This is a genomic window from Cognatundibacterium curvum (assembly GCF_014284235.1).
GTDB lineage: Bacteria > Pseudomonadota > Gammaproteobacteria > Burkholderiales > Burkholderiaceae_D > Undibacterium > Undibacterium curvum.
This window is the reverse complement of the sequence record NZ_JACOGD010000003.1, coordinates 236,027-262,001: the sequence shown is the minus strand read 5'-3', so window position 1 is coordinate 262,001 and position 25,975 is coordinate 236,027. Positions and strand designations below refer to the sequence as shown.

General features: G+C 52.1%; 22 protein-coding genes, 1 tRNA gene and 1 riboswitch. Of the genes, 10 read left to right on the top strand and 13 right to left on the bottom strand.

Features of this window, described 5'->3' with window-relative positions; all coding sequences use genetic code 11:
- Positions 1-56 precede the first annotated feature (56 nt).
- The 6 genes from infB to H8K43_RS07320 all read right to left on the bottom strand — a co-directional run bounded on the left by infB (position 57) and on the right by H8K43_RS07320 (position 7,981).
- Positions 57-2,909 (bottom strand): translation initiation factor IF-2, encoded by a 2,853-nt coding sequence (gene infB, locus H8K43_RS07345; protein WP_186903220.1) that lies wholly within the window; start codon positions 2,907-2,909, stop codon positions 57-59.
- 47 nt (positions 2,910-2,956) lie between these two features.
- Complete coding sequence (gene nusA / locus H8K43_RS07340; protein WP_162020156.1) at positions 2,957-4,516, bottom strand: transcription termination factor NusA; 1,560 nt, start codon at positions 4,514-4,516, stop codon at positions 2,957-2,959.
- A complete protein-coding gene (rimP, locus tag H8K43_RS07335; RefSeq protein ID WP_162020155.1) occupies positions 4,513-4,998 on the bottom strand; it encodes a ribosome maturation factor RimP in 486 nt (161 codons plus the stop codon). Before rimP ends, nusA begins: the two co-directional genes overlap by 4 nt.
- A gap of 218 nt (positions 4,999-5,216) precedes the next feature.
- Positions 5,217-6,752, bottom strand: a complete 1,536-nt coding sequence (locus H8K43_RS07330) for a pseudouridine synthase (protein WP_186903219.1) — start codon at positions 6,750-6,752, stop codon at positions 5,217-5,219.
- Positions 6,742-7,632: an SMC-Scp complex subunit ScpB gene (gene scpB / locus H8K43_RS07325; protein WP_186903218.1), complete on the bottom strand. Its 891-nt coding sequence runs from the start codon at positions 7,630-7,632 to the stop codon at positions 6,742-6,744. Before scpB ends, H8K43_RS07330 begins: the two co-directional genes overlap by 11 nt.
- A 272-nt stretch (positions 7,633-7,904) precedes the next feature.
- Positions 7,905-7,981: transfer RNA gene (locus tag H8K43_RS07320), tRNA-Met, on the bottom strand.
- Between the two features lie 204 nt (positions 7,982-8,185).
- Here H8K43_RS07320 and H8K43_RS07315 point away from each other — a divergent pair.
- From H8K43_RS07315 to H8K43_RS07285, 7 genes are all read left to right on the top strand, one after another.
- On the top strand, positions 8,186-8,758 hold the full coding sequence (locus H8K43_RS07315) for an NUDIX hydrolase (RefSeq protein WP_186903217.1): 573 nt from the start codon (positions 8,186-8,188) through the stop codon (positions 8,756-8,758).
- Positions 8,755-9,471 (top strand): leucyl/phenylalanyl-tRNA--protein transferase, encoded by a 717-nt coding sequence (aat, locus tag H8K43_RS07310; RefSeq protein WP_186903216.1) that lies wholly within the window; start codon positions 8,755-8,757, stop codon positions 9,469-9,471. Before H8K43_RS07315 ends, aat begins: the two co-directional genes overlap by 4 nt.
- On the top strand, positions 9,468-10,196 hold the full coding sequence (locus tag H8K43_RS07305) for an arginyltransferase (RefSeq protein ID WP_186903215.1): 729 nt from the start codon (positions 9,468-9,470) through the stop codon (positions 10,194-10,196). Before aat ends, H8K43_RS07305 begins: the two co-directional genes overlap by 4 nt.
- 98 nt (positions 10,197-10,294) lie before the next feature.
- On the top strand, positions 10,295-11,338 hold the full coding sequence (locus tag H8K43_RS07300) for a quinone-dependent dihydroorotate dehydrogenase (RefSeq protein WP_186903214.1): 1,044 nt from the start codon (positions 10,295-10,297) through the stop codon (positions 11,336-11,338).
- Positions 11,339-12,231: 893 nt separating this feature from the next.
- Positions 12,232-14,121, top strand: a complete 1,890-nt coding sequence (locus H8K43_RS07295; protein ID WP_186903213.1) for a serine hydrolase domain-containing protein — start codon at positions 12,232-12,234, stop codon at positions 14,119-14,121.
- A gap of 265 nt (positions 14,122-14,386) precedes the next feature.
- Positions 14,387-16,657 carry a catecholate siderophore receptor Fiu gene (locus tag H8K43_RS07290; RefSeq protein WP_186903212.1) on the top strand — a complete coding sequence of 757 codons (2,271 nt, stop codon included), beginning with the start codon at positions 14,387-14,389 and terminating at the stop codon, positions 16,655-16,657.
- Between the two features lie 178 nt (positions 16,658-16,835).
- The gene (locus H8K43_RS07285) at positions 16,836-17,516 is read left to right on the top strand and encodes a Fe2+-dependent dioxygenase (RefSeq protein ID WP_186903211.1); all 681 of its coding nucleotides are present in this window, start codon (positions 16,836-16,838) and stop codon (positions 17,514-17,516) included.
- Positions 17,517-17,570: 54 nt separating this feature from the next.
- Here H8K43_RS07285 and H8K43_RS07280 read toward each other — a convergent pair whose 3' ends face one another.
- Positions 17,571-17,999, bottom strand: coding sequence for a GNAT family N-acetyltransferase (locus H8K43_RS07280; RefSeq protein WP_186903210.1), 429 nt, complete (start codon positions 17,997-17,999; stop codon positions 17,571-17,573).
- A gap of 56 nt (positions 18,000-18,055) precedes the next feature.
- Positions 18,056-18,472, bottom strand: a complete 417-nt coding sequence (locus H8K43_RS07275) for a hypothetical protein (protein WP_186903209.1) — start codon at positions 18,470-18,472, stop codon at positions 18,056-18,058.
- A gap of 516 nt (positions 18,473-18,988) precedes the next feature.
- On the opposite strand from H8K43_RS07275, the gene H8K43_RS07270 reads away from it, so the two are divergent.
- Entirely contained in the window at positions 18,989-19,777 is a 789-nt protein-coding gene (locus H8K43_RS07270; RefSeq protein WP_186903208.1) for a hypothetical protein, read from the top strand.
- Between the two features lie 68 nt (positions 19,778-19,845).
- Here H8K43_RS07270 and leuE read toward each other — a convergent pair whose 3' ends face one another.
- Together leuE and H8K43_RS07260 are read right to left on the bottom strand one after the other, a co-directional pair.
- Positions 19,846-20,511, bottom strand: a complete 666-nt coding sequence (gene leuE, locus H8K43_RS07265; protein ID WP_186903207.1) for a leucine efflux protein LeuE — start codon at positions 20,509-20,511, stop codon at positions 19,846-19,848.
- Between the two features lie 118 nt (positions 20,512-20,629).
- Positions 20,630-21,541, bottom strand: a complete 912-nt coding sequence (locus tag H8K43_RS07260) for a peptidylprolyl isomerase (RefSeq protein WP_186903206.1) — start codon at positions 21,539-21,541, stop codon at positions 20,630-20,632.
- 234 nt (positions 21,542-21,775) lie between these two features.
- Between H8K43_RS07260 and yiaA the strand changes: the two genes are divergently transcribed.
- Entirely contained in the window at positions 21,776-22,222 is a 447-nt protein-coding gene (gene yiaA / locus H8K43_RS07255) for an inner membrane protein YiaA (protein WP_162020141.1), read from the top strand.
- Between the two features lie 69 nt (positions 22,223-22,291).
- Here the strand turns inward: yiaA and H8K43_RS07250 are convergent, their stop codons facing one another.
- The 3 genes from H8K43_RS07250 to ribB all read right to left on the bottom strand — a co-directional run bounded on the left by H8K43_RS07250 (position 22,292) and on the right by ribB (position 24,575).
- Positions 22,292-23,224 (bottom strand): methyltransferase domain-containing protein, encoded by a 933-nt coding sequence (locus H8K43_RS07250; protein ID WP_186903375.1) that lies wholly within the window; start codon positions 23,222-23,224, stop codon positions 22,292-22,294.
- Between the two features lie 310 nt (positions 23,225-23,534).
- Positions 23,535-23,750, bottom strand: coding sequence for a hypothetical protein (locus H8K43_RS07245; RefSeq protein WP_230403738.1), 216 nt, complete (start codon positions 23,748-23,750; stop codon positions 23,535-23,537).
- A gap of 108 nt (positions 23,751-23,858) precedes the next feature.
- Complete coding sequence (gene ribB / locus H8K43_RS07240) at positions 23,859-24,575, bottom strand: 3,4-dihydroxy-2-butanone-4-phosphate synthase (protein ID WP_186903205.1); 717 nt, start codon at positions 24,573-24,575, stop codon at positions 23,859-23,861.
- A 122-nt stretch (positions 24,576-24,697) separates the two neighbouring features.
- A riboswitch (FMN riboswitch) is annotated at positions 24,698-24,855 on the bottom strand.
- Positions 24,856-25,130: 275 nt separating this feature from the next.
- Here ribB and H8K43_RS07235 point away from each other — a divergent pair.
- Positions 25,131-25,904, top strand: a complete 774-nt coding sequence (locus H8K43_RS07235) for a sulfite exporter TauE/SafE family protein (RefSeq protein WP_186903204.1) — start codon at positions 25,131-25,133, stop codon at positions 25,902-25,904.
- The last annotated feature ends 71 nt before the right edge of the window (positions 25,905-25,975 follow it).

Here is a 25,975-nt window from a genome sequence, read left to right as displayed (position 1 = left end):
AATTCTTTTCTACGCCATAAAACGAGAACCCCGGAACGAGTCCGGGGCCGAAGTGTTTAGAGCGTACGTGCTATCTCTTGAACTTCAAATATTTCGAGTGAGTCGCCAACCTGAATATCGTTATAACCTTTCAGGGACAAGCCGCACTCCATACCGGCTTTAACTTCTTTTGCGTCATCTTTATAACGCTTCAGAGAGTCGAGCTCGCCAGTCCAGGTGACGACGTTATTACGCAGCAGACGCACAGAAGAAGTACGTTTGACCATACCGTCGGTCACCAGACAGCCCGCAATCGCGCCGACTTTGCTGACCATGAATACCTGACGGATCTCTACCATACCGATCACTTGCTCACGCTTCTCTGGAGCCAGCATGCCGGACAAGGCTGCTTTAACTTCATCGACTGCATCGTAAATGATGTTGTAGTAACGGATATCGACACCATTCGACTCTGCCAGCTTACGCGCAGACGCATCAGCACGGGTGTTAAAGCCGATGATAACTGCTTTCGAAGCCACTGCCAGATTGACGTCGGACTCAGAAATACCACCGACCGCTGCATGCACAACCTGCACGCGCACTTCGCTGTTCGACAATTTAACCAGAGACTGAACCAACGCTTCCTGCGAACCCTGAACGTCTGTTTTGATAATAACAGGCAGGTTTTTAACTTCACCCTCGCCCATGTTTTCAAACATATTTTCCAGCTTGGCAGCTTGCTGTTTAGCCAGTTTCACATCACGGAATTTACCTTGACGGAACAGCGCGATTTCACGTGCTTTACGCTCATCGGCCATGACCATGACTTCTTCACCAGCGGACGGTACTTCCGTCAGACCCTGGATTTCTACCGGAATAGAAGGACCTGCTTCGCTGATGCTCTTACCGTTTTCGTCCAGCATAGCGCGTACACGGCCATACGAAGAACCAGCCAGTACCACATCACCACGCTTGAGCGTACCGGACTGTACCAGGATAGTTGCCACGGTACCGCGACCTTTATCCAGACGGGATTCAACCACCAGACCTTTGGCCGGCGCATCTTTCGGTGCACGCAATTCCATTACTTCAGCCTGCAACAATACATGCTCCAGCAGCGCATCGATGCCCTGACCGGTTTTAGCGGATACAGGAACGAAAGGAGACTCACCACCGTATTCTTCCGGCACGACGCTCTCAGCAACCAGTTCCTGAGTAACGCGATCCGCATTACCACCCGGTTTATCAATCTTATTAATCGCTACCACCAAAGGAACGCCCGCCGCCTTAGCATGGGAAATCGCTTCCTTCGTTTGCGGCATCACGCCGTCATCCGCTGCCACTACCAGAATAACGATGTCAGTTGCCTTCGCACCACGTGCACGCATTGCAGTAAACGCTTCGTGACCTGGTGTATCGAGGAAGGTAATCATGCCACGTGGTGTTTCAACGTGATAAGCACCGATATGCTGAGTAATGCCACCGGCTTCACCGGACGCGACTTTGGCGCGACGGATGTAATCCAGCAAGGAAGTTTTACCGTGATCAACGTGACCCATGACTGTCACCACCGGAGCGCGCGGGAATGCTTCGTACTGCGCATGTTCCGCCACGTCCGTCAGCATCGCTTCCGGATCATCGATCTTCGCAGCAAATGCTTTGTGACCCATTTCCTCGACCAGAATCATCGCTGTTTCCTGATCCAGTACCTGGTTAATGGTGCACATCTGACCCAGTTTCATCAATTGCTTGATAACCTCAGAAGCTTTCACCGCCATCTTATGCGCGAGTTCAGCCACGGTCAGTGTTTCTGGTACAAAAATCTCTTTTACAACGGCTTCAACCGGAACCTGGAAATTCGATTCGCGCTGATCATCATGATGATGATTACGACGACCTTTAGGACCGCCTTTCCAGCCATCGCGACCACCCGAAGTATCACCACGGGTTTTCAAGCCACCGCTGCGTTTTTTGGATGACTCATCCTGCCAGGTCGACGATACGTTGGCGGATTTAATTGCCTTCTTATCGGTCGTTGCCGGTTTTTTGTCATCTTTCTTTTCAGCCGCAGGCGCTGGCTTTTTGTCGGCCAGTTTTTTATCCGTTGGCTTATGCAGCGTGCCTTCTGCCACTTTCGGTGCAGGCGCAGGTGCCGGAGCAACTGGCTTAGGACGACGCGCGGCATTCATCATTTCTTTGATCTGCGCTACTTCGTCAGCCACCGCTTTGCGGGCACGCTCTGTGGCGGCAGCACGTTCGGCTGCTTCCTTGGCGTCATTTGCTGCTTTTTTCTTCGCTTCTTCTGCTTCCAGACGTTTCTTTTCGTCGTCATTGGCAGTTGGTTTCGCTTCTGCTGTTTTGACAGCAGCGACGGCTGCTGCAGCAGCAGCCTGCTCAGCCTTCAGGCGTTCAGCCTCAGCTTTTTTCGCTTCTGCTTCAGCTGCTTCACGCATAGCCTGAGCCTGAGCTTCTTTTTCAGCTTCCAGCTTAGCCAGACGCTCCTGCTTTTCGATCAGCTCAGCTTCCTGACGCGCGATCAGCTCAGCCTCACGGCGCGCCTCGTCTTCGCGACGCGCCATTTCTTCCGCATCAACAACCGGAGCCGGCGCTTCGTCTGCTGCAACCTCATCACGCTTTACAAAAGTACGCTTCTTACGAACTTCGACCTGAATGGTGCGAGATTTGCCCGTAGCATCCGCCTGTTTGATCTCAGTTGTCTCTTTACGAGTCAAGGTGATCTTTTTCTTTTCAGTGTCAACAGAAGATCCGTGGGAACGACGCAGGTGATCCAGCAGTCGGTCCTTATCTTCTTTGGTCAATGAATCCGACGTGGAGTTTTTATCCACGCCTGCCGCACGCAATTGCGTGAGCAGTAAATCCGCTGACATTTTCAGCTCGGTGGCAAATTGGGCAACGTTGTTACTCGCCATTCAGTCCTCTTTTTCTATGTGCGCGTTATGAATTTGAAACCCGTGAATTACTTAGCTTCTACGAGTTTCCAGGCGGTCGCTAATACAGCTTTGGCCTGATCATCATATTTAGCGTCGATGAGTTTCATCTCATCATCGGTCACATCTTCAAATGCTTCTTTAATCAAATGGCGGGAACGGTCGGCAGATAATGCCAGGATCGCGCCAAATTCGTCGTATGCCAGAGCAGCAAAAGCTGCCAGCGTTTTAATACCAGCCAAACCCAGTTTGCCAGCAGTCACGCGGGTCATACCTTCGAGGTTGATCAATTGATCTTCCATGCCTTCCAGACCTTCTTCCGAAGCAATCGCTTCAGTCAACAGGGCATCGCGCGCACGGTTGCGCAATTCATTCACAGTGTCTTCGTCAAACGCTTCGATTTCCAGCATTTCGCTGATTGGTACGTAAGCGATTTCTTCGAGACTGGAGAAGCCTTCATCCACCAGGATTTCAGCCACTTCCTGATCCACGTCCAGTTTTTCCATAAACAGGGCACGGATACCTGCAGTTTCCTGCTCAGCTTTGCTGGCGGATTCTTCTGCAGTCATAATATTGATTTGCCAGCCAGTCAGTTCAGCTGCCAGACGTACGTTCTGACCACTGCGGCCGATGGCGATCGCAAGGTTTTCTTCGTCAACAACCACGTCCATACCATGCTTCTCTTCATCCACCATGATGGAAGAAACATTGGCCGGCGCCAGCGCACCGATCACGAACTGCGCAGGATCTTCCGACCACAGCACGATGTCGACGCGCTCACCACCGAGCTCACCAGTCACTGCCTGAACGCGGGAACCGCGCATACCTACGCAGGTACCAATAGGATCGATGCGTTTATCGCTGGTATGTACCGCAATTTTTGCGCGCACACCAGGATCACGTGCTGCTGATTTAATCACCAGAGAGCCCTGCTCAATCTCAGGCACTTCCAGTTCAAACAGCTTCATGATGAATTCTGGCGCAGTACGGGACAGGATAACCTGAGGGCCACGTGCATTGCGATCAATACGCAGAATGTAAGCACGGACGCGGTCACCGACACGCAGATTTTCTTTCGGGATCATCTGGTCGCGTGGCAGACGGGCTTCCACTTTACCGGACTCAACCACGGCATCGCCACGCTCCATACGCTTGATGGTACCTGTTACCAGGGAGTCACCACGCGCCAGGAAGTCAGCCAGGATCTGTTCACGCTCCGCATCACGGATACGCTGCAGTACCACCTGCTTAGTATCCTGCGCAAAACGACGGCCAAAATCAACCGATTCAATTTCTTCTTCAATGTAATCACCAACCTGGATATCTGCATCATCTTCGACTGCTTCGAAATGCAGAATTTCCTGATCAGGCAATTGCAGACCGGCTTCATCCGGCACCACATGCCAGCGGCGGAAAGAACGGAATTCGCCTGTGTCGCGATCAATTTCAACGCGAATATCTACTTCGCCGGGAAAACGTTTTTTTGTCGCCTGAGCCAGTGCATGCTCCAACGCACCGAAGACCACTTCTTCATCGACGTTTTTTTCACGCGCCAGCACATCCACTAATAACAACAAATCACGACTCATGCTTTGCGACTCCTAAAATCCACTTGTGGCACCAGACGTGCCTTATCCACATCGGCGAGCGTAAACTCCAGCATGGCCGACCCATCTTTTACTTCAAATTCCAGCTTCAGATTATCGCCTTCAGGCTCATGCAAAACCCCTTCAAAGGTTTTACGATTCGGCGTTCCCGGCATAGGCATGCGCAACTTGATGGTCGCTTTGCAACCCGCAAAGCGCACGTAGTCGCTCAGCTTTTTCAATGGACGATCCATACCGGGAGACGAAGTTTCCAGTCGACTGTAATTAACATTCTCAACCATCAGTACATGCGACAACTGGTGACTGACCTTTTCACAGTCTTCTACTGTGATATTGCCCTTGTCCCAATCTGCCTGCAAAAAATCAATGTACACCCTGAACAAGCCACGCTCGGCCTGCTCAAAGTCCACCAGATCATATCCGGTACCATTGACGGTCTTCTCTATCAATTCCAATAAAACCAAACTATTCTCCGATTCACATAAGCCAACACAGCAGAAAATTCAGACAAACAAGCGGTAAAACCAAAAAAAAATGGGCAACTGCCCATCTTTTTTAGCGCCTGAACTTTACAACTTTAGGCATAATCTGCTAACTACCAGATTATAAACGATTATTTACCCTGTCGCAATGGAAAACAGGGGCAAACAAACACAATTCAGACACGCATTCAGGTGCAAACTCAGGCGCCGCGCGAACGGCGACGGGCCGCAATTCCCTGCCCTATCGCCTGCCCACTGCCACGCGTGGTCGGACCACGACGCTGCAGTGCAACATCCGGATAACCCAAGGCAGTTTGCAAAGGATCGGGCTGACGCTTTTTACCGCCAGACGCCTTGCCTCCGGAATTCATTTTATTGCCGTTAGCAGCACGACCCTGACCCATTTCAGGGCGACCCGAACTCATAGGCAGGCTAGGCTGACGTTGCGCAAAAGATGGCACGGCAGATTTATTGGAAATCGGCTTTTGCGCATACTGCGATTTTTGCGCAGGCTTATCTGAAGCAGTTTTTTCCAGACCACTGAGCTTGAGCAGGCTGCGTACCGCATCTTCTTCCAACTCTTCCCAACGGCCACGCTTCAGATTTGCCGGTAAAGTCATCGCACCATAACGGGTACGGATCAGGCGCGATACAGTCAGCCCGACCGCCTCAAACATACGGCGCACCTCACGGTTACGGCCTTCACCGATAATCACGCGATACCACTTATTCACACCCTCACCACCGCCATCAGCGATTTTGGAGAATTGCGCCATGCCGTCTTCGAGCTCAACACCCGCCAGCAAGCGCTGACGCATACCCTCTTCCAGCTCACCCAGAGTACGGACCGCATACTCACGCTCAATACCATAACGCGGATGCATCAGTCGATTCGCCAGATCACCGGAAGTCGTGAATAACAACAAACCTTCCGTATTAAAATCCAGACGACCAACCGCCAGCCACTTACCCACCTTCATGGTCGGCAAACTGCCAAATACCGAAGGACGCCCCTCAGGGTCATTGGTACTCACGATTTCACCGGCAGGTTTATGGTAAATCAGCACGCGCGGTGGTTTTTTCGTAATCTTGCGCATAATCGGCTTGCCATTGATACGCACCTGATCGGTCGGCAGAATACGCTGGCCGATATGCGCCGGCTCACCATTGACGGACACCCGGCCCGCAACAATCAATTCTTCCATATCACGACGCGAACCCAGACCCGCTTCCGCCAGCACCTTGTGCAATTTAGGCGCATCATCATCCGCCGTCAGATCGCGACGCACCGCCTTTTGTGGACGCCCACGCCCTTTAGCACCCACATCATCGATGGCATCATACGCGTCGGAAGTGACGAAGGAAAACACATCATCCGGTGCATTTGCATCACGCCGACCACCACGCGCCTGAGGCGCACGCCCCTGCCTGGAAGCTGGCTTATTGCGAGCAGAAGCATCGCGCGGAGTGCGCTCTTTTCTTGCCGCACCGGCACCAGCATCAACACCCGCTTCGTTGCGTGGCTGACGCTTACGCGGCGCCGCTGGCTTCGCAAACGACTCATTCGATTCAGCACCAGCTACCACCGCCTGCTGCTCACCCGCCTCAGCACGTGGGCGGCTATTCCTGCGCATATTGCGCGGACCACGCACACCGCGCTTGGCCGGTCTGCCACCTTCGGTAGCAGGCTGATCATTATCTTGTGCGCGATCTGCGCCCATATCTTCAGAATTCATTGGATTTATCTTCTAATTCTATTTCTAATTCTACTAAAGGCTGCTGATGCAATTCAGCGGCCTGCTCTGTCACCTGAGGCAACGCGACTGGCGCTGGCTCAACTACTAATTCTTCAGCTACTAACTCTTCAGCCTTTAATTCTTCAGCTTCTAATTCTTCAGCTTCTAATCTTTCAGCCGCCAATTCTTCGGCCGGTACAGCAAGCTCAGACCCACCTGCATCGTCCAGCCCAGCCTGCGCAATAACTACCTGTACCCCATCCAATTGAGCAGACTCAATATCAGCCACAGCATCGGTCGCCAACGTCAGCAAATCTTCCGCACCCGACTCCGGCGCCACCTGCTCTTTACTAATCTGCTGCAAAGGCGGCAACTGATCGAGAGAACCCAGACCCAGATCACTCAGAAAATGTTTAGTGGTCGCAAATAAGGCAGGGCGACCAGGCACATCCCTATGACCGATAGTCTCGATCCAACCACGATCCTCCAGCGTTTTAATCATTTGTGACGACACAGTCACGCCGCGGATTTCTTCGATATCACCACGCGTTACCGGCTGCCGATACGCGATAATCGCAAGCGTCTCCAGCGTCGCCCGGGAATACTTGGGAGGTTTTTCAGGATTGAGCCTGTCTATATATGCGCGCATCTCAGGACGACTCTGAAAGCGCCAGCCAGTCGACAAGGCCACCAGCTCTATTCCCTTATCAGTCCAGTCGCGACGCAAATCTTCCAGCATCGTCCTGATCGTATCAGCACCAATTACATCAGCCTGATCATCCGTCTCCTGAAACAGTTTTTTCATGGCGCTGACCGTCAAAGGCTCAGGCGCGCACAATAAAGCCGTTTCGAGGACTCGTTTTGCCTCAGCAGTATTCATGCAATCTATTACACGGGTTTATATTGATGTCACATGGCAGGACGGGATTCCATCACTCACCATTACGTATTACCAAGCACTTCGCTGGCTTCACCCATTCTCAGGGCAGATCGGGGCTAAAGATCGAGGCTAATTAAGACGCATATCTTGAATATGCTAGCCCTGCAAAATCAGTAGATAACAGATTGTAGTCCAGAATGCGGGTGACAATCAAAAAAATTCAATCACGCAGCTAATAAAAAAGCCACGTACAACGTGGCTTTTTTGAATCTTGGTTGCGGGGGCAGGATTTGAACCTACGACCTTCGGGTTATGAGCCCGACGAGCTGCCAGACTGCTCCACCCCGCGTCTGAAGAATGAAACTATACACGACTTTGCTGCTTCGCGCAATCCCAATCACAAATTCTGCTTAAGTCGACGACATTCTTACTCTGTAATGCACCGCACAATTCAGGTCTGCGCCTACCCCACCACAAGAAAGCGTGTTCATTGATTACCACAGGCAAAGCCAGTGGTACACTCAGGTCATTGCTTATCTATTCGAATTCAGCCATGAAATTCTGCTCCGAATGCGCGACACCGGTTGTCATACAAATTCCACCCGACGATAACCGCGAACGCTTTGTTTGCCCGGCCTGCCATACAGTGCATTATCAAAATCCAAAATTAGTCGTAGGCTCCATCCCTGTGTGGGAAGACAATGGCAAGCTGCAGGTTTTGTTATGTAAGCGCGCGATCGAACCCAGATATGGCTACTGGACTTTACCAGCGGGCTTTATGGAAAACGGCGAAACCAGCAGCGCTGCTGCCGAGCGCGAAACCCAGGAAGAAGCTGGCGCCAACATCCGTCTGCATGATTTGTTTTCTATCCTGAATGTGCCACATGTACATCAGGTCCACCTGTTCTACCGTGCCAGCCTGCTGGATCTGGATTTTCAGCCTGGCACTGAAAGCCTGGAAGTACAGTTGTTTTCTGAAGCCGATATACCCTGGCAAGACATTGCCTTCCCTACCGTCAGTGAGACGCTGAAATTTTTCTTTAACAATCAGCGCCAGGTCGCACAAGGCGGCAGTTATCAATTGCATGAGCATGATATTTTCAAACCCATGCGGAGCGATCTGTGATCCCGTGGCTGGAGCAAAACAGCCCTTTCCCGGATGTGAGCACCGCACTGACTGAAGCACAGGGCGCAGCCGGACTGCTTGCAGCCGGTGCTGACCTGTCTGCAGAGCGCCTGCTCCTCGCCTACCGCAGCGGCATTTTCCCCTGGTTTTCAGAAGGGCAACCGATTTTATGGTGGTCTACCGATCCGCGCATGGTATTGAAGACGGCCGACTTCAAACTCTCAGACAGCCTGCGCAAGAAGCTGAATAAAATCAGTGATGACCCAGCCTGGGAAATCCGTTTTGACAGCGCATTTGAAGCAGTCATGCGCGCCTGTGCCGCCCCCAGAAAAGACGGACATGGCACCTGGATTTCAGAAGACATTATTCAAGGCTATGGCGAACTGCACCGCAAAGGCTACGCGCACTCTTCAGAACTGTGGCTGGACAATACACTCGTCGGCGGGGCTTACGGCGTCTGCATAGGAAAAATGTTTTATGGCGAGTCCATGTTTGCACGCGTGACAGATGCGTCTAAAATTGCCTTGAGCCAGCTGGTGTTTTTTTTGCGTGAGCAAGGCGTGCAAATGATAGACTGCCAACAGGAAACAGCGCATCTCAGCTCGCTGGGCGCCCGGCCCATCAGCAGAACCGCTTTTCTGGAGTGGCTCAGCATCGCAACAGAACAGCCTGCCATCACGAACTGGCAAGCACCTGGAATCAGAAGCAAGTGACACAACTCCATGAACTTCCGCTGACGAGCATACAGTTTTATGCGACGGCACCCTATCCCTGCAGTTATCTGGAGGGGGCTCAGGCACGTTCGCAAGTTGCCACACCAGCCCACCTGATCCACAGCGATGCCTATGCAGAATTGGTCAGAAATGGCTTCCGGCGTAGCGGCATTTTCATTTACAGGCCACACTGTGACAACTGCCAGGCTTGCACACCGGTCCGCGTGCGGGCCCATGATTTCAAACTCAACCGCAGTCAACGCCGCGCCTGGCACAAACACAGCGGACTGAACGCCTATGTCGCCAACCTGGCGTATTCAGCCGAGCACTACGAACTGTATCAACGCTACCAGCAATCACGCCACGCCGGTGGCGGCATGGATCAGGATAGTCGCGACCAGTATGCACAATTTCTGCTGCAAAGCCGGGTCAACACCCGCCTGGTCGAATTCCGCGATGCCGAAAATGCACTCAAAATGGTCAGCATCATTGACATACTGAATGACGGCTTATCATCGGTTTATACTTTTTTTGATCCGGATGATGCGAATTGCTCCTACGGCACTTACAATATCCTCTGGCAAATCCGGCAGACTCAGGAATTGCAATTAGATTACGTCTATCTCGGCTATTGGATAGCCGCCAGCCCGAAAATGGCTTATAAAACCAATTTCAAACCTCTGGACGCTCTAATGCATGGCAGATGGCAGGAACTACACACCTGACTTCCGCCACCTGCGAAGGATAATGGCAAGCCTTTTCTCAGCCAGCCCAATACTCCATCGTTTTTCTCTATCAGCTATTAGCTATTTTTAAGCACACTATGTCCGAAAGCCTTTTATATTCCCTCATCCGGCCCGCCCTGTTTTCTATGGATCCGGAAAAAGCCCACCACTTCACTTTACCAAGCCTGCAAAAACTGCATCAGCTGGGACTCTCCAGCCTGATAGGCAAACCACAGGAAGATGCACGTACGGTGATGGGAATACGCTTTCCTAATCCTGTAGGTCTGGCGGCCGGGCTGGATAAGGATGGCGCTTATATAGACGGACTGGCTTCGCTCGGCTTTGGCTCGATAGAAATCGGTACGGTCACACCACGCGCCCAACCTGGCAATCCGTTGCCACGTATGTTTCGCCTGCCTAAGGCGGAAGCCATCATCAACCGCATGGGCTTCAATAACGGCGGTGTGGATGCGTTTGTGCGCAACGTACAAAATTCACGCTTTTTCCAGGAAAAACAAGGCGTACTTGGCCTCAATATCGGCAAGAATGCAGACACGCCGATAGAGCGCGCAGCCGACGATTACCTGCACTGCCTGAGCAAAGTCTATCCCTATGCCAGCTACGTAACAGTCAATATATCCTCCCCCAACACCAAAAACCTGCGCCAGCTACAAGGCGCAGGCGAATTAGACAGCCTGCTATCCCAGCTCAAAGAGGCGCAGCAACGTCTGGCTGACCAGCATAAACACTACGTGCCGGTCGCCCTGAAAATCGCTCCGGATATCGATGCAGAACAAATCAAAACCATTGCCGAAGCATTGTTGCGTCATCGTATCGACGGCGTGATTGCGACTAACACCACGATCACCCGCGATGCCGTACATGGCTTGCAGTATGCCGAAGAGGCAGGTGGCTTATCAGGCAAACCCGTATTTGAACCCTCCAATCGCGTGATTCGTGCTTTGAAAGCAGAACTGGGCGATGCATTGCCTATCATCGGTGTGGGCGGTATTTTCTCGGGTGAAGATGCAGTCACCAAGATGCAGGCCGGTGCCTCGCTGGTGCAACTGTATTCCGGCCTGATTTATCAAGGCCCGGGATTGATCAAAGACTGTGCAAGCGCATTGCGCCGCATGCGCTAAGCAGCGATTTCAGATCAGTCTGAACCGCATGATCAAATACTGATCTGACCAGATATTACGGGGTCTGCGTATCCACATATCATCCACCACCAGTGCAGGATGATGGGGAGCGCAGACCAGCGCGATCCGGTCCATCGCGCAAACCAGCCCTTCAGCCACAAACACAACGATACATCCAAGCCCGAATACACTGATCTCTCAGCGCGCCCATGCTGCTGGCACGATTATCAACATCCCTACGCTGCCAGGCTTCAGCCCCACTACACAGTTTTATTCCCGGCTGCAACCAACGCCCCTGCCAAGCGGACCCCAGAGTTGCGATCTGCCGTGCAGCGTTGTTAATTCGAATGCCGCCAACAGCGGCAGAATGCACTGATGGCCACAGACGTTTAAGTCTCGCAATGAGCGACACTGGCCACTCCATCACACACCGATCATTCAATGCGCAAGTAAGACATGCATTTAGTGTTAAAAACAACATAGGCAGTAAATAGAGATGTATTTTACTTGCACAATCAACATTGTTGTTTTTTACAAAACCATCGTTTGCTATGATCAATTGCCCTTCGGAAATAACACGATGCGCGCCACAATATGCCGGTATTTGAATGCCAATTCAATCAAGTATCCGGATTCGTGTTCGCCATTGGGCCAGATGAGAAAGCGTGCGCGATTGCGTCGTCGAAACCAGCACCAGTCAGCGCACAGATTAAAACCAGACAACATCCGGTAAGTACAAGCTGAAATCAGGCAAAAATACAGCGCACGTCTCATTACGTTCAGTCGCTGCCGCCACATCTGAAGCCATCCATCGAATGTGACGAACGATGTATCGCCTGCGTCACTGCTGTGCAGACCTGCGGTGTTGCTTCATTCTAAGGAGACAAAACAAGATGCGTGATTTTTTATGGCGCTGGAAAAGCAGCATAGGTTTAATTTTTGCATTGAGCTGCGTACTCAGCGGCGCCAGCCATGCACAAGCCCCCGCCCCAGCTGCTAAAGCACAAGCAGTGCGCACTCTGGAGCAGCTTAAGGCAGGTGTCGAAGCAATTCGCATCAAAAACGGCACACCGGCGCTTGGTATTGCGCTGGTAAGCAAAGATGGCCCTTACTGGGTGGCCGGTCTTGGTGAAGCACGACCTGAAAGCAAACTGAAGGCCGATGAAAACACACTGTTCCGCATGGCCTCTGCATCCAAGTTATTCGTCGGCCTGGCAGTCATGAAACTGGTGGAAGAAGGCAAGCTGAACCTGAACGACCCGGTGCGTAAGCTCGCACCGGAAATAAGGTATCAAAATCCATGGGAAGAACAGCATCCGGTCTTACTGGCACATTTACTGGAACATACCAGCGGCTGGGATGACATGCACCCGGCTGAATTTGCATGGAATAAGGCCGATGATATGCCGATCAAAGATGCACTCGCCTATCATCCCCATTCGCGTACTTCACGTTGGATTCCGGGTACCCGGATGGCGTATTGCAGCACCGGCACTGTGGTCGCCGCCTACATCGTAGAAAAAATCAGCGGGCAAAAGTTTGAAGATTATGTGAGCAGCCATTTTTTCCAGCCACTGCAAATGCGCAGCAGTACTTATTACCAGAATGCCGACGTCAAACAGCGCGGTGCAAGCTTGTATTCGGATGGCGTTCTGCAAAGCTATGAATATCATCTGTATCGTCCTGATGGCGCGCTGAACTCGTCGGCACATGACATGGCGAATTTACTGCAATTCTTTATCCAGAAGGGTCAATTCGGTCAGCAGCAAATTTTAAGTCCGGCTTCTTTGGAACGTATGCAGCATGCACAAACCACACTGGGTGCGGCCAAAGGTGTGCAAAGCGGGCATGGTTTAGCCAGCATGACGCGCAGCCTGGGCAATACACAAGTTGCCTTTTATGGACATGCCGGACGGGTGACCGGTGGCGTGGTGGATGTGTATTACTCCCCCGCCTTGCAACAGGGTTTTGCCATCATGCTGAGTAACGATGATTACGATACCTTGGATGGCATAGAAGAATTGCTGCAGCAATTCCTGCTACAAAATTCGCTTGAGAAACCAGCCGTAACCGCGATACCTGCGGCATTTAGCCATATCGATGGCTGGTATCGCCGCATCAATCCGCGTAATGAAATGACACGCTATGTAGATGACTTAAGCAGCCTGACACGTTTCAGCATCAACGGAAACGCTGTAGAGCAAGGCGGCTTACTCGGCGGATCAGAGATCAGCGGCTATTTCAGCGGCAATACGCTGACCGATGCACAAACCGGCCTGTCCAGTGCTGCCTTCGTGCAAGACCCACTGGCTGGCGAAGTGCTGCAAGTGCGTTCCAATCTGTATCAGCGTATCGCAACACCTGTGGTGTACGGCATACTGGCCATCATGGCGGCATGGATGTTTTCTGCCTTGCTCAATGCAATCATGGTACTGCTACTCGTGGCACGTCAAATACTTGGCAAAACACCGGCGGCCCCGCAACTGACGCTGCAAATCCTGCCTTTTCTGGCTACGATCTGCTGGTTACTGATGAAGTTTGCCGGTGATTTGCTCGGTGATAGCAGTCACGACTGGGGAACCGTGTCGGCCACCTCACTGACCGTGATGATCAGCACTGTTACCTACGCGGCCCTGACCATAGTCTGCGTTGGTCTCAGTATCCGCCAATGGCGTCAACATGGGATGCGCCACTGGCATGCAACTATATTGTCTGTGCTGCACACATGTATGCTGGCTTACCTGTGGAGTTATGGTGTAATCGGCATTCGCAGCTGGGCATAAAAAACACTACGGCCAGCTAGTGAACGCTGGCCGTTCATCGTGATGCTGAGCCAAAAGCCTGATATCCCGACGCTCAGACGCAGATGTTTTGATGTAGCGCAAAGCACAAAAATCAAAACCTTCACTCAATCGCAACTAGCAATCATTCTCATTTACATTTCCAATAAAGTTCGTTACAATCCGGCACTGAATTTGAAATACCAGCCATTCCCCCTTGGAAAAGCCAACAGGTATTTTGTGGTTAAACTTACTTTTGGAAATTCCGATGTCGCATATCAAGAGCCGCAAACACGCCAGTTCCCCGATTCAACACACCATGAGCGCTGCCATTGCAGCTGCGCTGTTGTTGCCCGTTGTTGCCCATGCAGCAGACAAACTGCCTGAAGTCACAGTGAAAGGCAAAGCTGAAAACGAATTCAAGGCGGAAAAAGCGGCTTCTGCCAAATACACGCAACCATTGGTTGATACGCCACAAACTATCTCTGTCATTAAACGTGAACTGATCGACCAGCAAGGCGCACTGACGCTGACCGATGCGCTGCGTAATACACCAGGTGTGGGCGCATTCTTCCTGGGCGAAAATGGCAGCACCAATACTGGCGACGCGATTTACATGCGCGGCTTTGATACATCCAGCAGCATCTATGTTGATGGCGTACGCGACCTCGGCTCCATTTCGCGCGATCTGTTTAATATCGAACAAATCGACGTTTTAAAAGGCAATGCAGGTACCGACAGTGGCCGCAGCGCACCGACTGGCTCTATCAATCTGAGCAGCAAGCAAGCCAGATTGGATAACATCACTTCGGTTAACGCCACTTTCGGCAGCGGCTCGCAGAAGCGCGTAGCAGCAGATACCAACGTGGTACTCGATGAGAAAAGCGGCTCTGCTTTCCGCCTGAATGCTATGGTGCAGGATAGTGGCGTTCCTGGCCGTAATGAAGTCAATAACAAGCGCTGGGCAGTGGCACCTTCGCTGGCCTGGGGTCTGGGTGGCAACACACGTTTCTATGCCAACTTCCTGCACGTAAAACAAGACAATATCCCGGATGGCGGCGTACCGACCATCGGTCTTCCAGGCTACACCAGCCCTGACACTAGCCGTCCTTACATCAGCAATGCACCAAAAGTTGATCCGAAAAACTTCTACGGCTCAAATAGCGACTTCGATAAAGTTCAGGCTGATATGCTGACTGGCCGCATCGAGCATGATTTCTCCCAGAACGTCAAACTGATCAATACTGCGCGTTACGGTAAGACCACGCAAAATTATCTGCTGACCGCATTCATGGGATCCAAAGCTAACTTGCTGACTCCAAGCGCGAGCGATTTATCCGGCTGGAATCTGGCGCGTAGCACCCGCACACTGAAAGATCAGGAAAACGAAATTCTGACTAACCAGACCAACATCCAGGCCGATCTGACTCTGGCTGGCTTGCAGCATGCTTTGCTGGCTGGTGTGGAACTGACTTCCGAGAAGCAAAATACCTGGGGCTACAACGGCACCGGTACGCTGCCAGCGGCCAATCTGTACAAGCCAAATCCTGCTGATGCAATCAGCGGTCTGAATCTGGTCAAAAACGGTGTATTCAGCCGTGGTGCAACCACCACCGTCAGCGCCTATGTCTTTGACACCATCAAGTTCACACCACAATGGCAAGTCAATGGCGGCGTGCGTGTTGATCGCTACAATACTGATTACACAGCAGCCTCCTTATCCACCGCGGCCTCTAACCCTACGCTGCCAGTCAACACTTTGGTTCCGACCAACCTGAATACCAGCGGCAATCTGTTGAACTGGAAACTGGGTGCCTTGTATAAGCCAACCGAAAGCAGCAGTGTTTACACTTCGTTCTCGACCTCCAAGCAACCACCAGGCGGCTCGAACTTCGCACTGAGCACTGCAGCGAGCAGCGCAGCGAATCCTAAGTTCGATCCTCAGGAAACCAAGAACGTAGAAATCGGCACTAAATGGGATCTGCTGAAAGAAAAGCTGTCCTTCACTGCAGCAATTTACCGCACCACGATTTCTAATGAAGTCGTACAAAATCTGTCTGATCTGATGTACTACCAGACAGGTGAAAAACGTGTAGAAGGTATAGAACTGGGTCTGACTGGCGCGATCAACCGCGACTGGCTGGTCAGTGCAGGCTATGCCCGCATGAATACCAAAGTTGCAGCAGGTCCGGTAGTCACTGCGAATGGCGAAAACAATCTGGCTTATGCACCTAAGCAGACATTCACTGCATGGACTTCTTACCAGATCAATAAAGACTGGAAAGTTGGCGGCGGCGCACGTTTTGTGGATGCCTTATTGCGTGGCACGGATGGAGCAATCGGCACACCGGCTTCGACCGAATCTTACTGGGTGTTTGATGCGATGAGCAGCTATGCGATCACAAAGAACATTGATCTGCAGCTCAACATCAGCAACCTGACTGACAAAGTCTATGTCGCTGCGATCAATAAGAGCGGCTACCGTTACACACCAGGTGCACCACGTGCGATCAGCCTGGGTGTGAATGTGAAGTTCTGATACCCCACTCTGTTGTAATTAACGCCCCTCTCTGGAGGGGCTTTTTTTCTGGATCAGAGAAAAAAAGTAAGCTGGCTTACGCAACATCATGACGGCAATGCGTATAAGCTGCATGATGAGAGGCTCGCGAATCTGCAGATCGACATGATCAGCCGCCATGACTATTTGGAGTTAGAAAATGATGCTACACATCCCCGGCGTACTCACACCGGAACAAGTTGCCAGTTTCCGCAGTCGTCTGGCTGCCACTGACTGGGTCGATGGAAAAGAAACCGTCGGTGCGCAAGGCGCCCAGGTAAAACAAAACCGTCAACTGCCTGAGCATTCAGCGGTATCACGCGAACTGAGCCAGGAATTGCTGGACATCGTCAAACGTCATCCTGTATTTTTTTCAGCAGCCCTGCCTTTGCACATCGTACCGCCACTATTCAATGCCTATTCAGGCGGCGAACACTATGGACTGCATGTAGACGGCGCGGTCAGACGGGTACCCGGTACTGGCCAAAGCCTGCGCACCGATGTCTCCACCACGCTGTTCCTGACCGATCCGGAAGATTATGAAGGCGGCGAACTGATGGTGGTCGACACCTATGGCACCCATGAAGTCAAACTGCCTGCCGGCGACATGATCGCCTATCCATCAACCAGCCTGCATCAGGTCACGCCAGTCACACGCGGCACCCGCATCTGCTCATTCTTCTGGAGTCAGAGCATGATACGTGACGATGCACGCCGCAGCATGTTGTTTGAGATGGACCAAAACATCACCCGCCTGCGTGCTCAGCTTGGCGACAGCATTGAAGTTGTGAGCCTGACTGCGCAATATCACAACCTGCTACGCATGTGGGCCGAAACCTGAAGCAATCAGCCCGTCTGGCATCATGCACAGGCGGCATAATCAGGACAGTGACAGTCAAAGCCGTTTTTGCAGAGTGTAAGAAGTATGCCCCTTAGGCATCCCCTCCAGGCTGGATAATAAGGTATAGCCTTGCTTTTCATAAAATGGCTTAGCTTGCCAGCTGGTCGTCATTACCAGCGCCAGCTCCATTCCATGCTGCTTCGCTTTTTCTTCCGCAGCGCGCAGCAATTGCGCCCCGAGCCCGGAACCCCGGCTTGCGGGCGACAACCAAAGCAGCTCGACATGTAGCGTGTTCCAAAAACAGCTGGCACGGATACCTCCAGCTACCGCATCCTGTTCATCCCGTGCCAAAACAAAGAAACGCACTTCTGCACTCTCAGGCTCCAGATCCGGCACGGCTTCATGATTGAAACGGACTATGCCCTCCCTGAGCACAGCCTGCTCGGCCTCAGTCGCATTTTCAGTGGTGATGATTTTCATCATTCTTCCTCATTATCTGTTTGCTTGATACAGGTACAGCCTCCCCTACCTTGCCAGCATCAACGCGACGCGATCAAGAGCGCTGCCATAGCGATAGCGACCCCGGCACAGGAGGCGAAAATATTGGTTTGCGCAGCAGGATTCAGCTTACGCAAAGCTATCGTGACATATATCGAAATGAAACCGTGAACACTGACTAAGGATAAAATCGCCCAAAAAGACCAACTCTCACCACGGCTGAAAGGTAGCACAAGCCAGGCTAAGGCCAAGCCAAATGCCAGTAAGTCAGCGCCGACCATTTTCAACATCCCCAAAATAATCGCCTGATAGTGATAAGGAATTTCGGTCCAGGCCAAGCCTGTCAGCTGAGCATGGTAAAACAAATACTCCCTTGCAAACAGATAGCGTAAACCGAAAGCAAGTGAGCTGGCAGCAATCACCAATAAGGCGGCAGAAGCGATGAATAAGTTGGACATACAGGATAACGCACACTTGGGGAGCTTAAATGGAAGGAAAAGCCAGTTTAACGCGGTCTTTCAATTCAAACAATTTTCCAGGCAAAACAACCCATGTTTAGTATGAAAAGCGTGACAAAAAAAACCCGCATGCGAAGAGCACCCCCGTCGATTCAGCATAAACAGTAATTTGCAAAGTAATGTAAGCAAACCCAGCCAGCCTTAAGCTTTTCCCTGTGGCGCGGTCTGAAAAACAAGATCGACAAAAGCGAATTCAAATTTTCCATTTGCCATAAGTGATGGCAAATGACTGCTTTCCCTTTCAACGTCAGCGGCATTTTCTATGACCTGTCACACACACATTAAATGCCTGAATCAGCGCAGCCACTACAGCTAAAAACACATGCTACCGCTGGCAATGATTGCTTACAAATACATAACGCCTGCTTGCCATATTACCGCTACATTTCTGCCTGCACGCTTGGCCATTGCCAGCGATACGCACATCCGATTGATCGTAAAGACGAGGTAAGCCTGATGAAGAAAAACGTTTTGTATTCAGCTGTTTTGTGTTGCGCTGTACTTAGCGCCTGCGGTGGCTCCAGCGATAGTGGCAACAACTCTTCCTCTGGTGCAGCCAGCTCACCAGTGCAGACAGCGCCAGGTGGTGTTTACCTGGGCTATTACGCAGAGGACCCGAAAACTAATCCTGAAGACCCGACTCTGGGTGCCTTTGTGCTGAATCTGCCTGCCAGCAACACCAGTTTTTCCGGCTCTATGTTTTTTACTTATGTAGGCTGCCAGAGTGAAAATGTAGGTACAGTCAGTGGCAATAAAACCGATAGCGGGATTTCGGGTAACTGGAGCGGCAGTCTGGATGGGGTCATGAATACGGGCAGCTATACCGGCAACTATCAGGCAGCTACGCAGTCTTATAGCGGCACGTATACCAATGCAGGTGGCAAGCAATTCCGTAATCTGCAGCCCTGCATACAGTATTACATCGCACCAAATGGCAGCTTTGAGATGTTTGCCGCAGAAAAGCTGATACCGGACACCTTTCAGATCAGCCTGAATGGACGCACCCTGTCCTGGAGCAGCATGACCGGCAGCGCAGTCACGCTGGTGTATGTGATGAATCCGCAAATCGCACAAAGCACGGGTAATCCTGTGATCTGGCAAACCATTGTGCCAGCCACGGGCAGCGTGACGATACCGCAGAGTGTCAATCTGAAAGCCGGAACCGAGTACCTGGTGGCGGTCGCCGTCGCATCTGGCAGCTATCAGCGTCTGGCTTTTGGCAGTAAGCGCTTTACCGCGCAATAAGGATGAGGTTTCGCGCTACGCCCGGCGTAATGTGATGGCCTACATTACACTGGGCGGCGTGGATAAGATCACAGCGTGGCGCTGGCCAGCTTGGCACCAAAGCCGATGAACATGGCACCAACCCCACCGGTCACACCGGCCGACAAACGGCGGCGTTGACGGAAGGTTTCCGCCAGGCGCACGCCGATAAAGATAATCACGGTCAGATAAGTAAAGCTGCAAATCTGGCAGATCAGCGCCAGCAAACCGTAAGACAGCAAGGGATGATCAAACGCCGGATCGACGAACTGGATGAAGAAGGAAATAAAAAACAGGATGGCCTTGGGATTCATCAGACTGATGACCAGTGCCTTAGTGAAGGGGTCACCCGGCTCGACTGCACGCTGCACTTCGGTCACCGCCTGATGACGGTTTTTCCAACCTAGCCAGCAGCCACGCAGCATCTGTAAGCCTATCCAGGCCAGATAAGCTGCGCCTATATATTTGACGATGTAGAACAGCGCCGGATTGGCTTTCAACAAGGATGCCATGCCACCAGCGGACAATACCATCAGGATCAGATCCCCCAGAAAAATCCCGCAAGCACCACGATAAGCCTGACGCACGCCGCGCTGTGCAGCCACACTCAGCACATACAGAGAATGCGGCCCTGGCAACAAGACGATAAAAATCGTCCCGATCACGAAAGTCCAGAAATCAGAAATGCCAAAAGTGGCGTGTATCAGTTCGTTCATAGAGAATTAAGTGGAGATGTCAGTAAAAGAGACGCAGCCTTAGCAGCCCGCAAAGAGCTGCCCCACATCATAACACTGGCAGCGGCGCCGCACAGGACAGCAACGCTGCATTGCTTACTCACTGTGCCTTGTTACTGACTGCACGCACCGGCAAAGGGACATTGCACAGATCGATATGTCCGGCCGGGACTTTATACCAGTCACCGCCACGATTACGTTGTGCAGCCACCAGTTTCTGAAAGGTCGGGGTATCGGTACGTATGATTTCCAGCTGACTGCGCTCTGCTGCAGGCAAATCCGCTGCCACTTTGATCGCGACTATACGAGTATGTTGCTCAGGCTTTTCATAGAAGCCCAGCGCACCGGTACCACGTGGCAAACTGGTCAGCAATTCCATGCCCTGCATGACGCGGCCGACTACCGTGATATTGCGATCCAGCTGACGCGGTGCGTGACCTGTCACAACATACAGCGAAGTACCGTCACCACTGTTATTTTCATTGCCGCGTGCCACGCCCAGCGCGCCATAGCAATGCGCGAGCCAGGTGGTACCGGCTTTAGGATCACGCCCGGCGGCAAAGCCATTGCTATGGCCGACTTGCGGCGCATAGCCATCAACGTCAGCTAAGCGAGTGAAAGGCAATGCAGCGTTGTACTTGACCGTGAATTCGCCATCGAGTTTGCGTTTAGCAGTATTGACTTCACGCTTTTCGTCAGGATCAGCCCACTGCACCACGTAATTGTCTTGCGCCCGTACGATGGCCAGCCCATCGAAATAGGATTCACGTACCAGCTTTTTAATATTCTCCACGTGGCGCGGTGCGAAGTCAGGGGCCAGCTCCATTACCACTCTGCCCTTTTCCAACTCCAGATACAAGGTGTTATCCGGATTCAGCGCGCGCCAGTCCGTCGCGGACGAGGCTTTTAACACATCACTCATACTGACAGCAGACTTGACTGGCGTCGCCGCCTGCACAGAGAAACTGGCGCATACAGCGGCCACCAGGCACATCATTCTGGACATACGCATTGCTCACTCCATTGTTAAAAAGTTTACAGGGCAGGTCGCAAAACTTACGCTGACTGCGCCCATTTGTCCAGTCTGATTGCGTATCACGCAGCGCGACCAAACCACATTAAAATCCGACAAACTGTAAATTCATTTATCAAGTCAGGTTCCGTTTGCTATATTGGCAAGCCATCAGTTAGCCACACTTTACTGACGGCCAAGGTCTGACGCAACGCTCACAGAAAGGAAAGTCAAATGAAGCCTCAATATCAGGCGCCTACCGGTGCATTTATCGCCGCCTCCTGGGTCGCTATGTTTGTCGGTGCACTGACCTATGTGGTCGGCCTCTGGAATGCAGCGATGCTGCTCAATGAAAAAGGCTATTACTTCACTATTTTGATGTATGGCTTGTTCTCTGCTGTTTCCCTGCAAAAGTCAGTGCGTGACAAGCTGGAAGGCATACCAGTGACCGGCATTTATTTCGGCCTGTGCTGGTTATCGGTAGGTATTTCGCTGTTATTGCTGGGTGTGGGATTGTGGAACGCGAGTTTAAGTAATAGTGAAAAAGGCTTTTATGCTATGGGCTTTTTACTGAGCCTGTTTGGTGCGGTCGCCGTACAAAAAAACATACGTGACCTGGCGGTGATACGACGCCTGCATCCGGATCAGGCAGAGTATGAGCTGCCGGACCAGCAGTCATAACTAAGAAACACCTGAACTGCACCCTTGTCACCGCAATGCGGTCACAAGGGTACGTGACTGAGAGACAGACTAGGCAGCGACGGCGGGCGCAGTCACGATGTCTGCGATCACTTCAGTCAATGTATTGCGCAGGCTGACCTGCAAGGCATTTTGCAAAGACTGAATCGAGCCACCGGTACGGTACTGGAAGCTGATGTCGATCACATCACCAGGCTTAACCGCCAAGGGTTCTGCTACTGGCAATGCCATATAGTGATTCAGCCAGTCTATGGTCGATGAAGTTTCCATCAGCACTGCTAAAATATTCTTAGTCACAAAGCGCAGTGCAGTCAGGGTACCGGCTTGCTCTATGGTGATACTGCCCTGCCAGCTGATATGCAAATCATTGGGCTGACAAAAGTCGATCACGCTGTACAAAGCAGGCTGCCCCAGCTCACGGGTATCGGCAGAAAACACGCCGGGCTGGGTAAATTGTATGATCGGTGCCTGATAACCAAGGAAGTCATAAGTTTGCTGCAGAGGCTGCACCGCCATCACCACCGCTTCCGGTATAAACACCGGCATCTTGTCACCGAATTTAGCGGCATAGCGTTTTTTGAAATTCTCTATGACCTCGACCTGTTTTTCACGCAGCATACCGACGTGTATCATTTCACAGATCACCACGTCGACCGGCTCAGGCGGCAGGTATTCAAACGCATCGGCATGGATCACCTCGACCCGTTCGCCGTAGCGGTTTTTCGCCAGCAGGCGGCGCGCTTCGGCGACCATGTCGGGATTGAATTCGACGCAATAGACTTTGGCCGCGCTCTGTGCCGCGAACCAGGACAGCACGCCAGTGCCGCCGCCTAACTCCAGCACCTTGGCACCTTCAAAGACCTGACGTTGAATCGCAGCTTTGAAATTGTCCATACGATTTGCATCCATCAGCATATTGTGATGGTACTGCAAAGGGATAAATTGCCCGAGATAGCAGCTCTCAGCTTCACGCTCATTCAGCATAGCGTTTCCTTCCAGGTTTGGTTTCATCATAGACCTGCCTATCACCAACAGGACAGGGTGCGCTTCGACATCCGGAGCAGAGGCAGCGCGGCAGCCAACTCAGGTTCGAGTGTCTGATTATCCTGTGGAAAGAAAAAAACAATACTGAGAGTTAAACGAAAAAAAGCACTCTGTTCGGGCTTTTGCGCATAGTTCGCCCTGTCTGCACTATAGGTCAAGGCGGGCGCTTTAACAATGCGCCGTAGCAGCCAAACCGGGTTGGCTGCTTGAGTGAATACGGAATGGCCGAGGGATATGGCACAAAAGCGGCTTAGCGTTTTTTCTTTTCGCAGCGCGCGTCGCTGTAGGCTTGTTTCTCCTGCGTCCAGCCCTCACCGGGCGAAGTCTGCGCGCACACTCTGGCATCGCTGGTTTTACTGCTCCACCAATACCAGTCAGCCGGTGCCGCCTGTGCCATCCGTAGCGGAGAAAACAAAGCGGCGAACAGCATGCCGCATAAACCTGCTTTACTCAGAACATGCTTCATAGTGGCTCCACTGAAAAAGCAGCCGGACCGAATTTGGTCAGGCTGCAGGCTGCATGCTTCACTTCAAATCATACTTCACTTCAAACGATAGTCTGCAGATCAGCGTGATCAAGCTTCAATGCTGGCACGGTGCTGCGCCAGCTCGGCGATGGTCAGTATCACCAGATCATGCGTCAGCGCATACTCCAGCACTTGCTGACCCCGGCTCATGCTGCCATCCGGATTCATCAGCTCACACAATACGGCGGCAGGCTTCAGTCCGGCCAGCAGCGCAAGATCGACCGAGCCCTCGGTATGTCCACGTCGTTCCAGCACCCCGCCAGGCACTGCACGTAAAGGGAAGACATGGCCGGGACGAGCCAGATCTTCGGGACGCGCATCGTCCGCGATCGCAGTCAGTATGGTAGTGACACGGTCAGCCGCAGAGACACCGGTCGTCACGCCCTGCCTGGCTTCTATCGAAACGGTGAACGCGGTGCCGTAACGGCTTTGATTATCACTGACCATAGGCGGCAGATCGAGTTGTCTAAGTTTTTCATCCGGCAGACACAGGCAGACGATGCCACTGCAATCGCGGATCAGGCGGGCCATGGCTTCGACGCTGATTTTTTCTGCAGCCAGAATCAGATCCGCTTCATTTTCGCGATCGAAATCATCCATCAGCAATACCGGACGGCCCAGCCGCAAATCCTGCAGTGCCCTTTGCAGACGTTCTGGCCAAGGCGTTTGGGTGTACAGGGCGTGCAAATCGTGACCGGACGCAGCAGCGCTCGCGCCAGTTGGGGTGACTTGAATAGTTTGATTAATTTGATTAGTTTGAGACATCGTTGAAACGCTCCACAAAAGATTTGTAAAAGACGTTTCAGGGAAAACGCATAGCAGCAGCCAGGGTCTGCTGAGTCGTCAACAGGCCCTGCCGGACCGGGTTCAGCGGTCCACAGTTTCATGCGCATCTTCTTTCATCCGGACTATGACCGTCGGCTCTGGTTTCGCACCAGATCTGCTGACCCTGAGCAGGAATAAGCTTCCCGATCAGGCGCTCGCGGGCTGCACTGCAAGCAGTGTTACCGCCGGTGGGGAATTGCACCCCGCCCTGAAGACGTTGCCAGCATAAGGGCTGGCGGCGGCCATTATACGCGGCTGCGGAAAATCCGGTTTTCTGCGCCAGATAACGCGCCCCCCAGACATGACAGCACATCTCAGCAGCGAACTGAAGTGACCTTGAATTGTGTAGCAAATTGCAAGCGATGAACTAAGATAGAAATTCATACCTTCTGCGCATGTTCATATACCAATTTCACATATAAGCAAATAAATACTAAGTAGTTTGCAATAGATAGCGACTTGATTACGATGCGATTTCGTTGATAGAGAGATGATATGACGCTGACTTATGTGTTATCCGGATTTGCTGTAGGTGTGTTGGTTGGGCTGACCGGCGTAGGTGGTGGCTCACTGATGACGCCTTTGCTGACCCTGCTGTTTGGCGTCAGTCCATCGGTCGCAGTCGGCACTGACCTGGCCTTCGCCTCTGTCACTAAAGTCGCAGGTACTCTGACCCATAAGATGCGCAGTACCGTGGAATGGCGGGTGGTCCGGCTTTTATGCATAGGTGCGCTGCCTGCAGCACTGGTGGCGACTTTATTTTTGAAGCAGTTCGGTACCCTGAACAAAGAAATTGGCCTGATTATTCGCTATTCAATTGCGGGCTCCGTCCTGCTGACGGTAGTCGCATTGCTGTTTAAAGCACGCATGGTGAACTGGCTGAATGCGCACCCGAAAAAACAGCTGCAAGGTTTCAAGCTGGATCTGGCAACTGTGATCGCGGGCGCCACACTGGGCACGCTGGTGACTATTTCCTCTATCGGCGCCGGTGCTATTGGTGCGACTATCCTGGTAATGCTGTATCCACGCATGCCTGCTGCTCACATTGCAGGTACCGATATTGCATATGCAGTGCCGCTGACCGCGATTGCGGCAGTTGGTCACTGGTGGCTGGGCTCGATCAACTGGGAATTGCTGGGTACCTTACTGATCGGTTCAGTCCCCGGAATTACCATCGGTTCGCTCGCTGCGCGGGCGGTACCGGAAAAATTATTACGCGGCATACTGGCCACTACGCTGACTGCGGTGGCAGCCAAACTGGTGTTATAAATTTCAGCCAATATTTTAGCCACAATTTACAGAATCACCACTTGCACCATTGGTGCGCAACTAAAAGGTAA

Excerpts from the sequence above, each read along its gene's own strand:
- H8K43_RS07330 (WP_186903219.1), bottom strand. The coding sequence starts at position 6,752 with ATGAATTCTGAAGATATGGGCGCAGATCGCGCACAAGATAATGATCAG.
- H8K43_RS07250 (WP_186903375.1), bottom strand. The coding sequence starts at position 23,224 with ATGCTGAATGAGCGTGAAGCTGAGAGCTGCTATCTCGGGCAATTTATC.
- H8K43_RS07275 (WP_186903209.1), bottom strand. The coding sequence starts at position 18,472 with ATGTCCAACTTATTCATCGCTTCTGCCGCCTTATTGGTGATTGCTGCC.
- H8K43_RS07295 (WP_186903213.1), top strand. The coding sequence starts at position 12,232 with ATGCGTGATTTTTTATGGCGCTGGAAAAGCAGCATAGGTTTAATTTTT.
- H8K43_RS07260 (WP_186903206.1), bottom strand. The coding sequence starts at position 21,541 with ATGCGTATGTCCAGAATGATGTGCCTGGTGGCCGCTGTATGCGCCAGT.
- infB (WP_186903220.1), bottom strand. The coding sequence starts at position 2,909 with ATGGCGAGTAACAACGTTGCCCAATTTGCCACCGAGCTGAAAATGTCA.
- nusA (WP_162020156.1), bottom strand. The coding sequence starts at position 4,516 with ATGAGTCGTGATTTGTTGTTATTAGTGGATGTGCTGGCGCGTGAAAAA.
- H8K43_RS07270 (WP_186903208.1), top strand. The coding sequence starts at position 18,989 with ATGAAGAAAAACGTTTTGTATTCAGCTGTTTTGTGTTGCGCTGTACTT.
- ribB (WP_186903205.1), bottom strand. The coding sequence starts at position 24,575 with ATGTCTCAAACTAATCAAATTAATCAAACTATTCAAGTCACCCCAACT.
- H8K43_RS07285 (WP_186903211.1), top strand. The coding sequence starts at position 16,836 with ATGATGCTACACATCCCCGGCGTACTCACACCGGAACAAGTTGCCAGT.
- H8K43_RS07290 (WP_186903212.1), top strand. The coding sequence starts at position 14,387 with ATGTCGCATATCAAGAGCCGCAAACACGCCAGTTCCCCGATTCAACAC.
- H8K43_RS07235 (WP_186903204.1), top strand. The coding sequence starts at position 25,131 with ATGACGCTGACTTATGTGTTATCCGGATTTGCTGTAGGTGTGTTGGTT.
- H8K43_RS07245 (WP_230403738.1), bottom strand. The coding sequence starts at position 23,750 with ATGAAGCATGTTCTGAGTAAAGCAGGTTTATGCGGCATGCTGTTCGCC.
- scpB (WP_186903218.1), bottom strand. The coding sequence starts at position 7,632 with ATGAATACTGCTGAGGCAAAACGAGTCCTCGAAACGGCTTTATTGTGC.
- leuE (WP_186903207.1), bottom strand. The coding sequence starts at position 20,511 with ATGAACGAACTGATACACGCCACTTTTGGCATTTCTGATTTCTGGACT.
- H8K43_RS07315 (WP_186903217.1), top strand. The coding sequence starts at position 8,186 with ATGAAATTCTGCTCCGAATGCGCGACACCGGTTGTCATACAAATTCCA.
- yiaA (WP_162020141.1), top strand. The coding sequence starts at position 21,776 with ATGAAGCCTCAATATCAGGCGCCTACCGGTGCATTTATCGCCGCCTCC.
- H8K43_RS07280 (WP_186903210.1), bottom strand. The coding sequence starts at position 17,999 with ATGATGAAAATCATCACCACTGAAAATGCGACTGAGGCCGAGCAGGCT.
- H8K43_RS07300 (WP_186903214.1), top strand. The coding sequence starts at position 10,295 with ATGTCCGAAAGCCTTTTATATTCCCTCATCCGGCCCGCCCTGTTTTCT.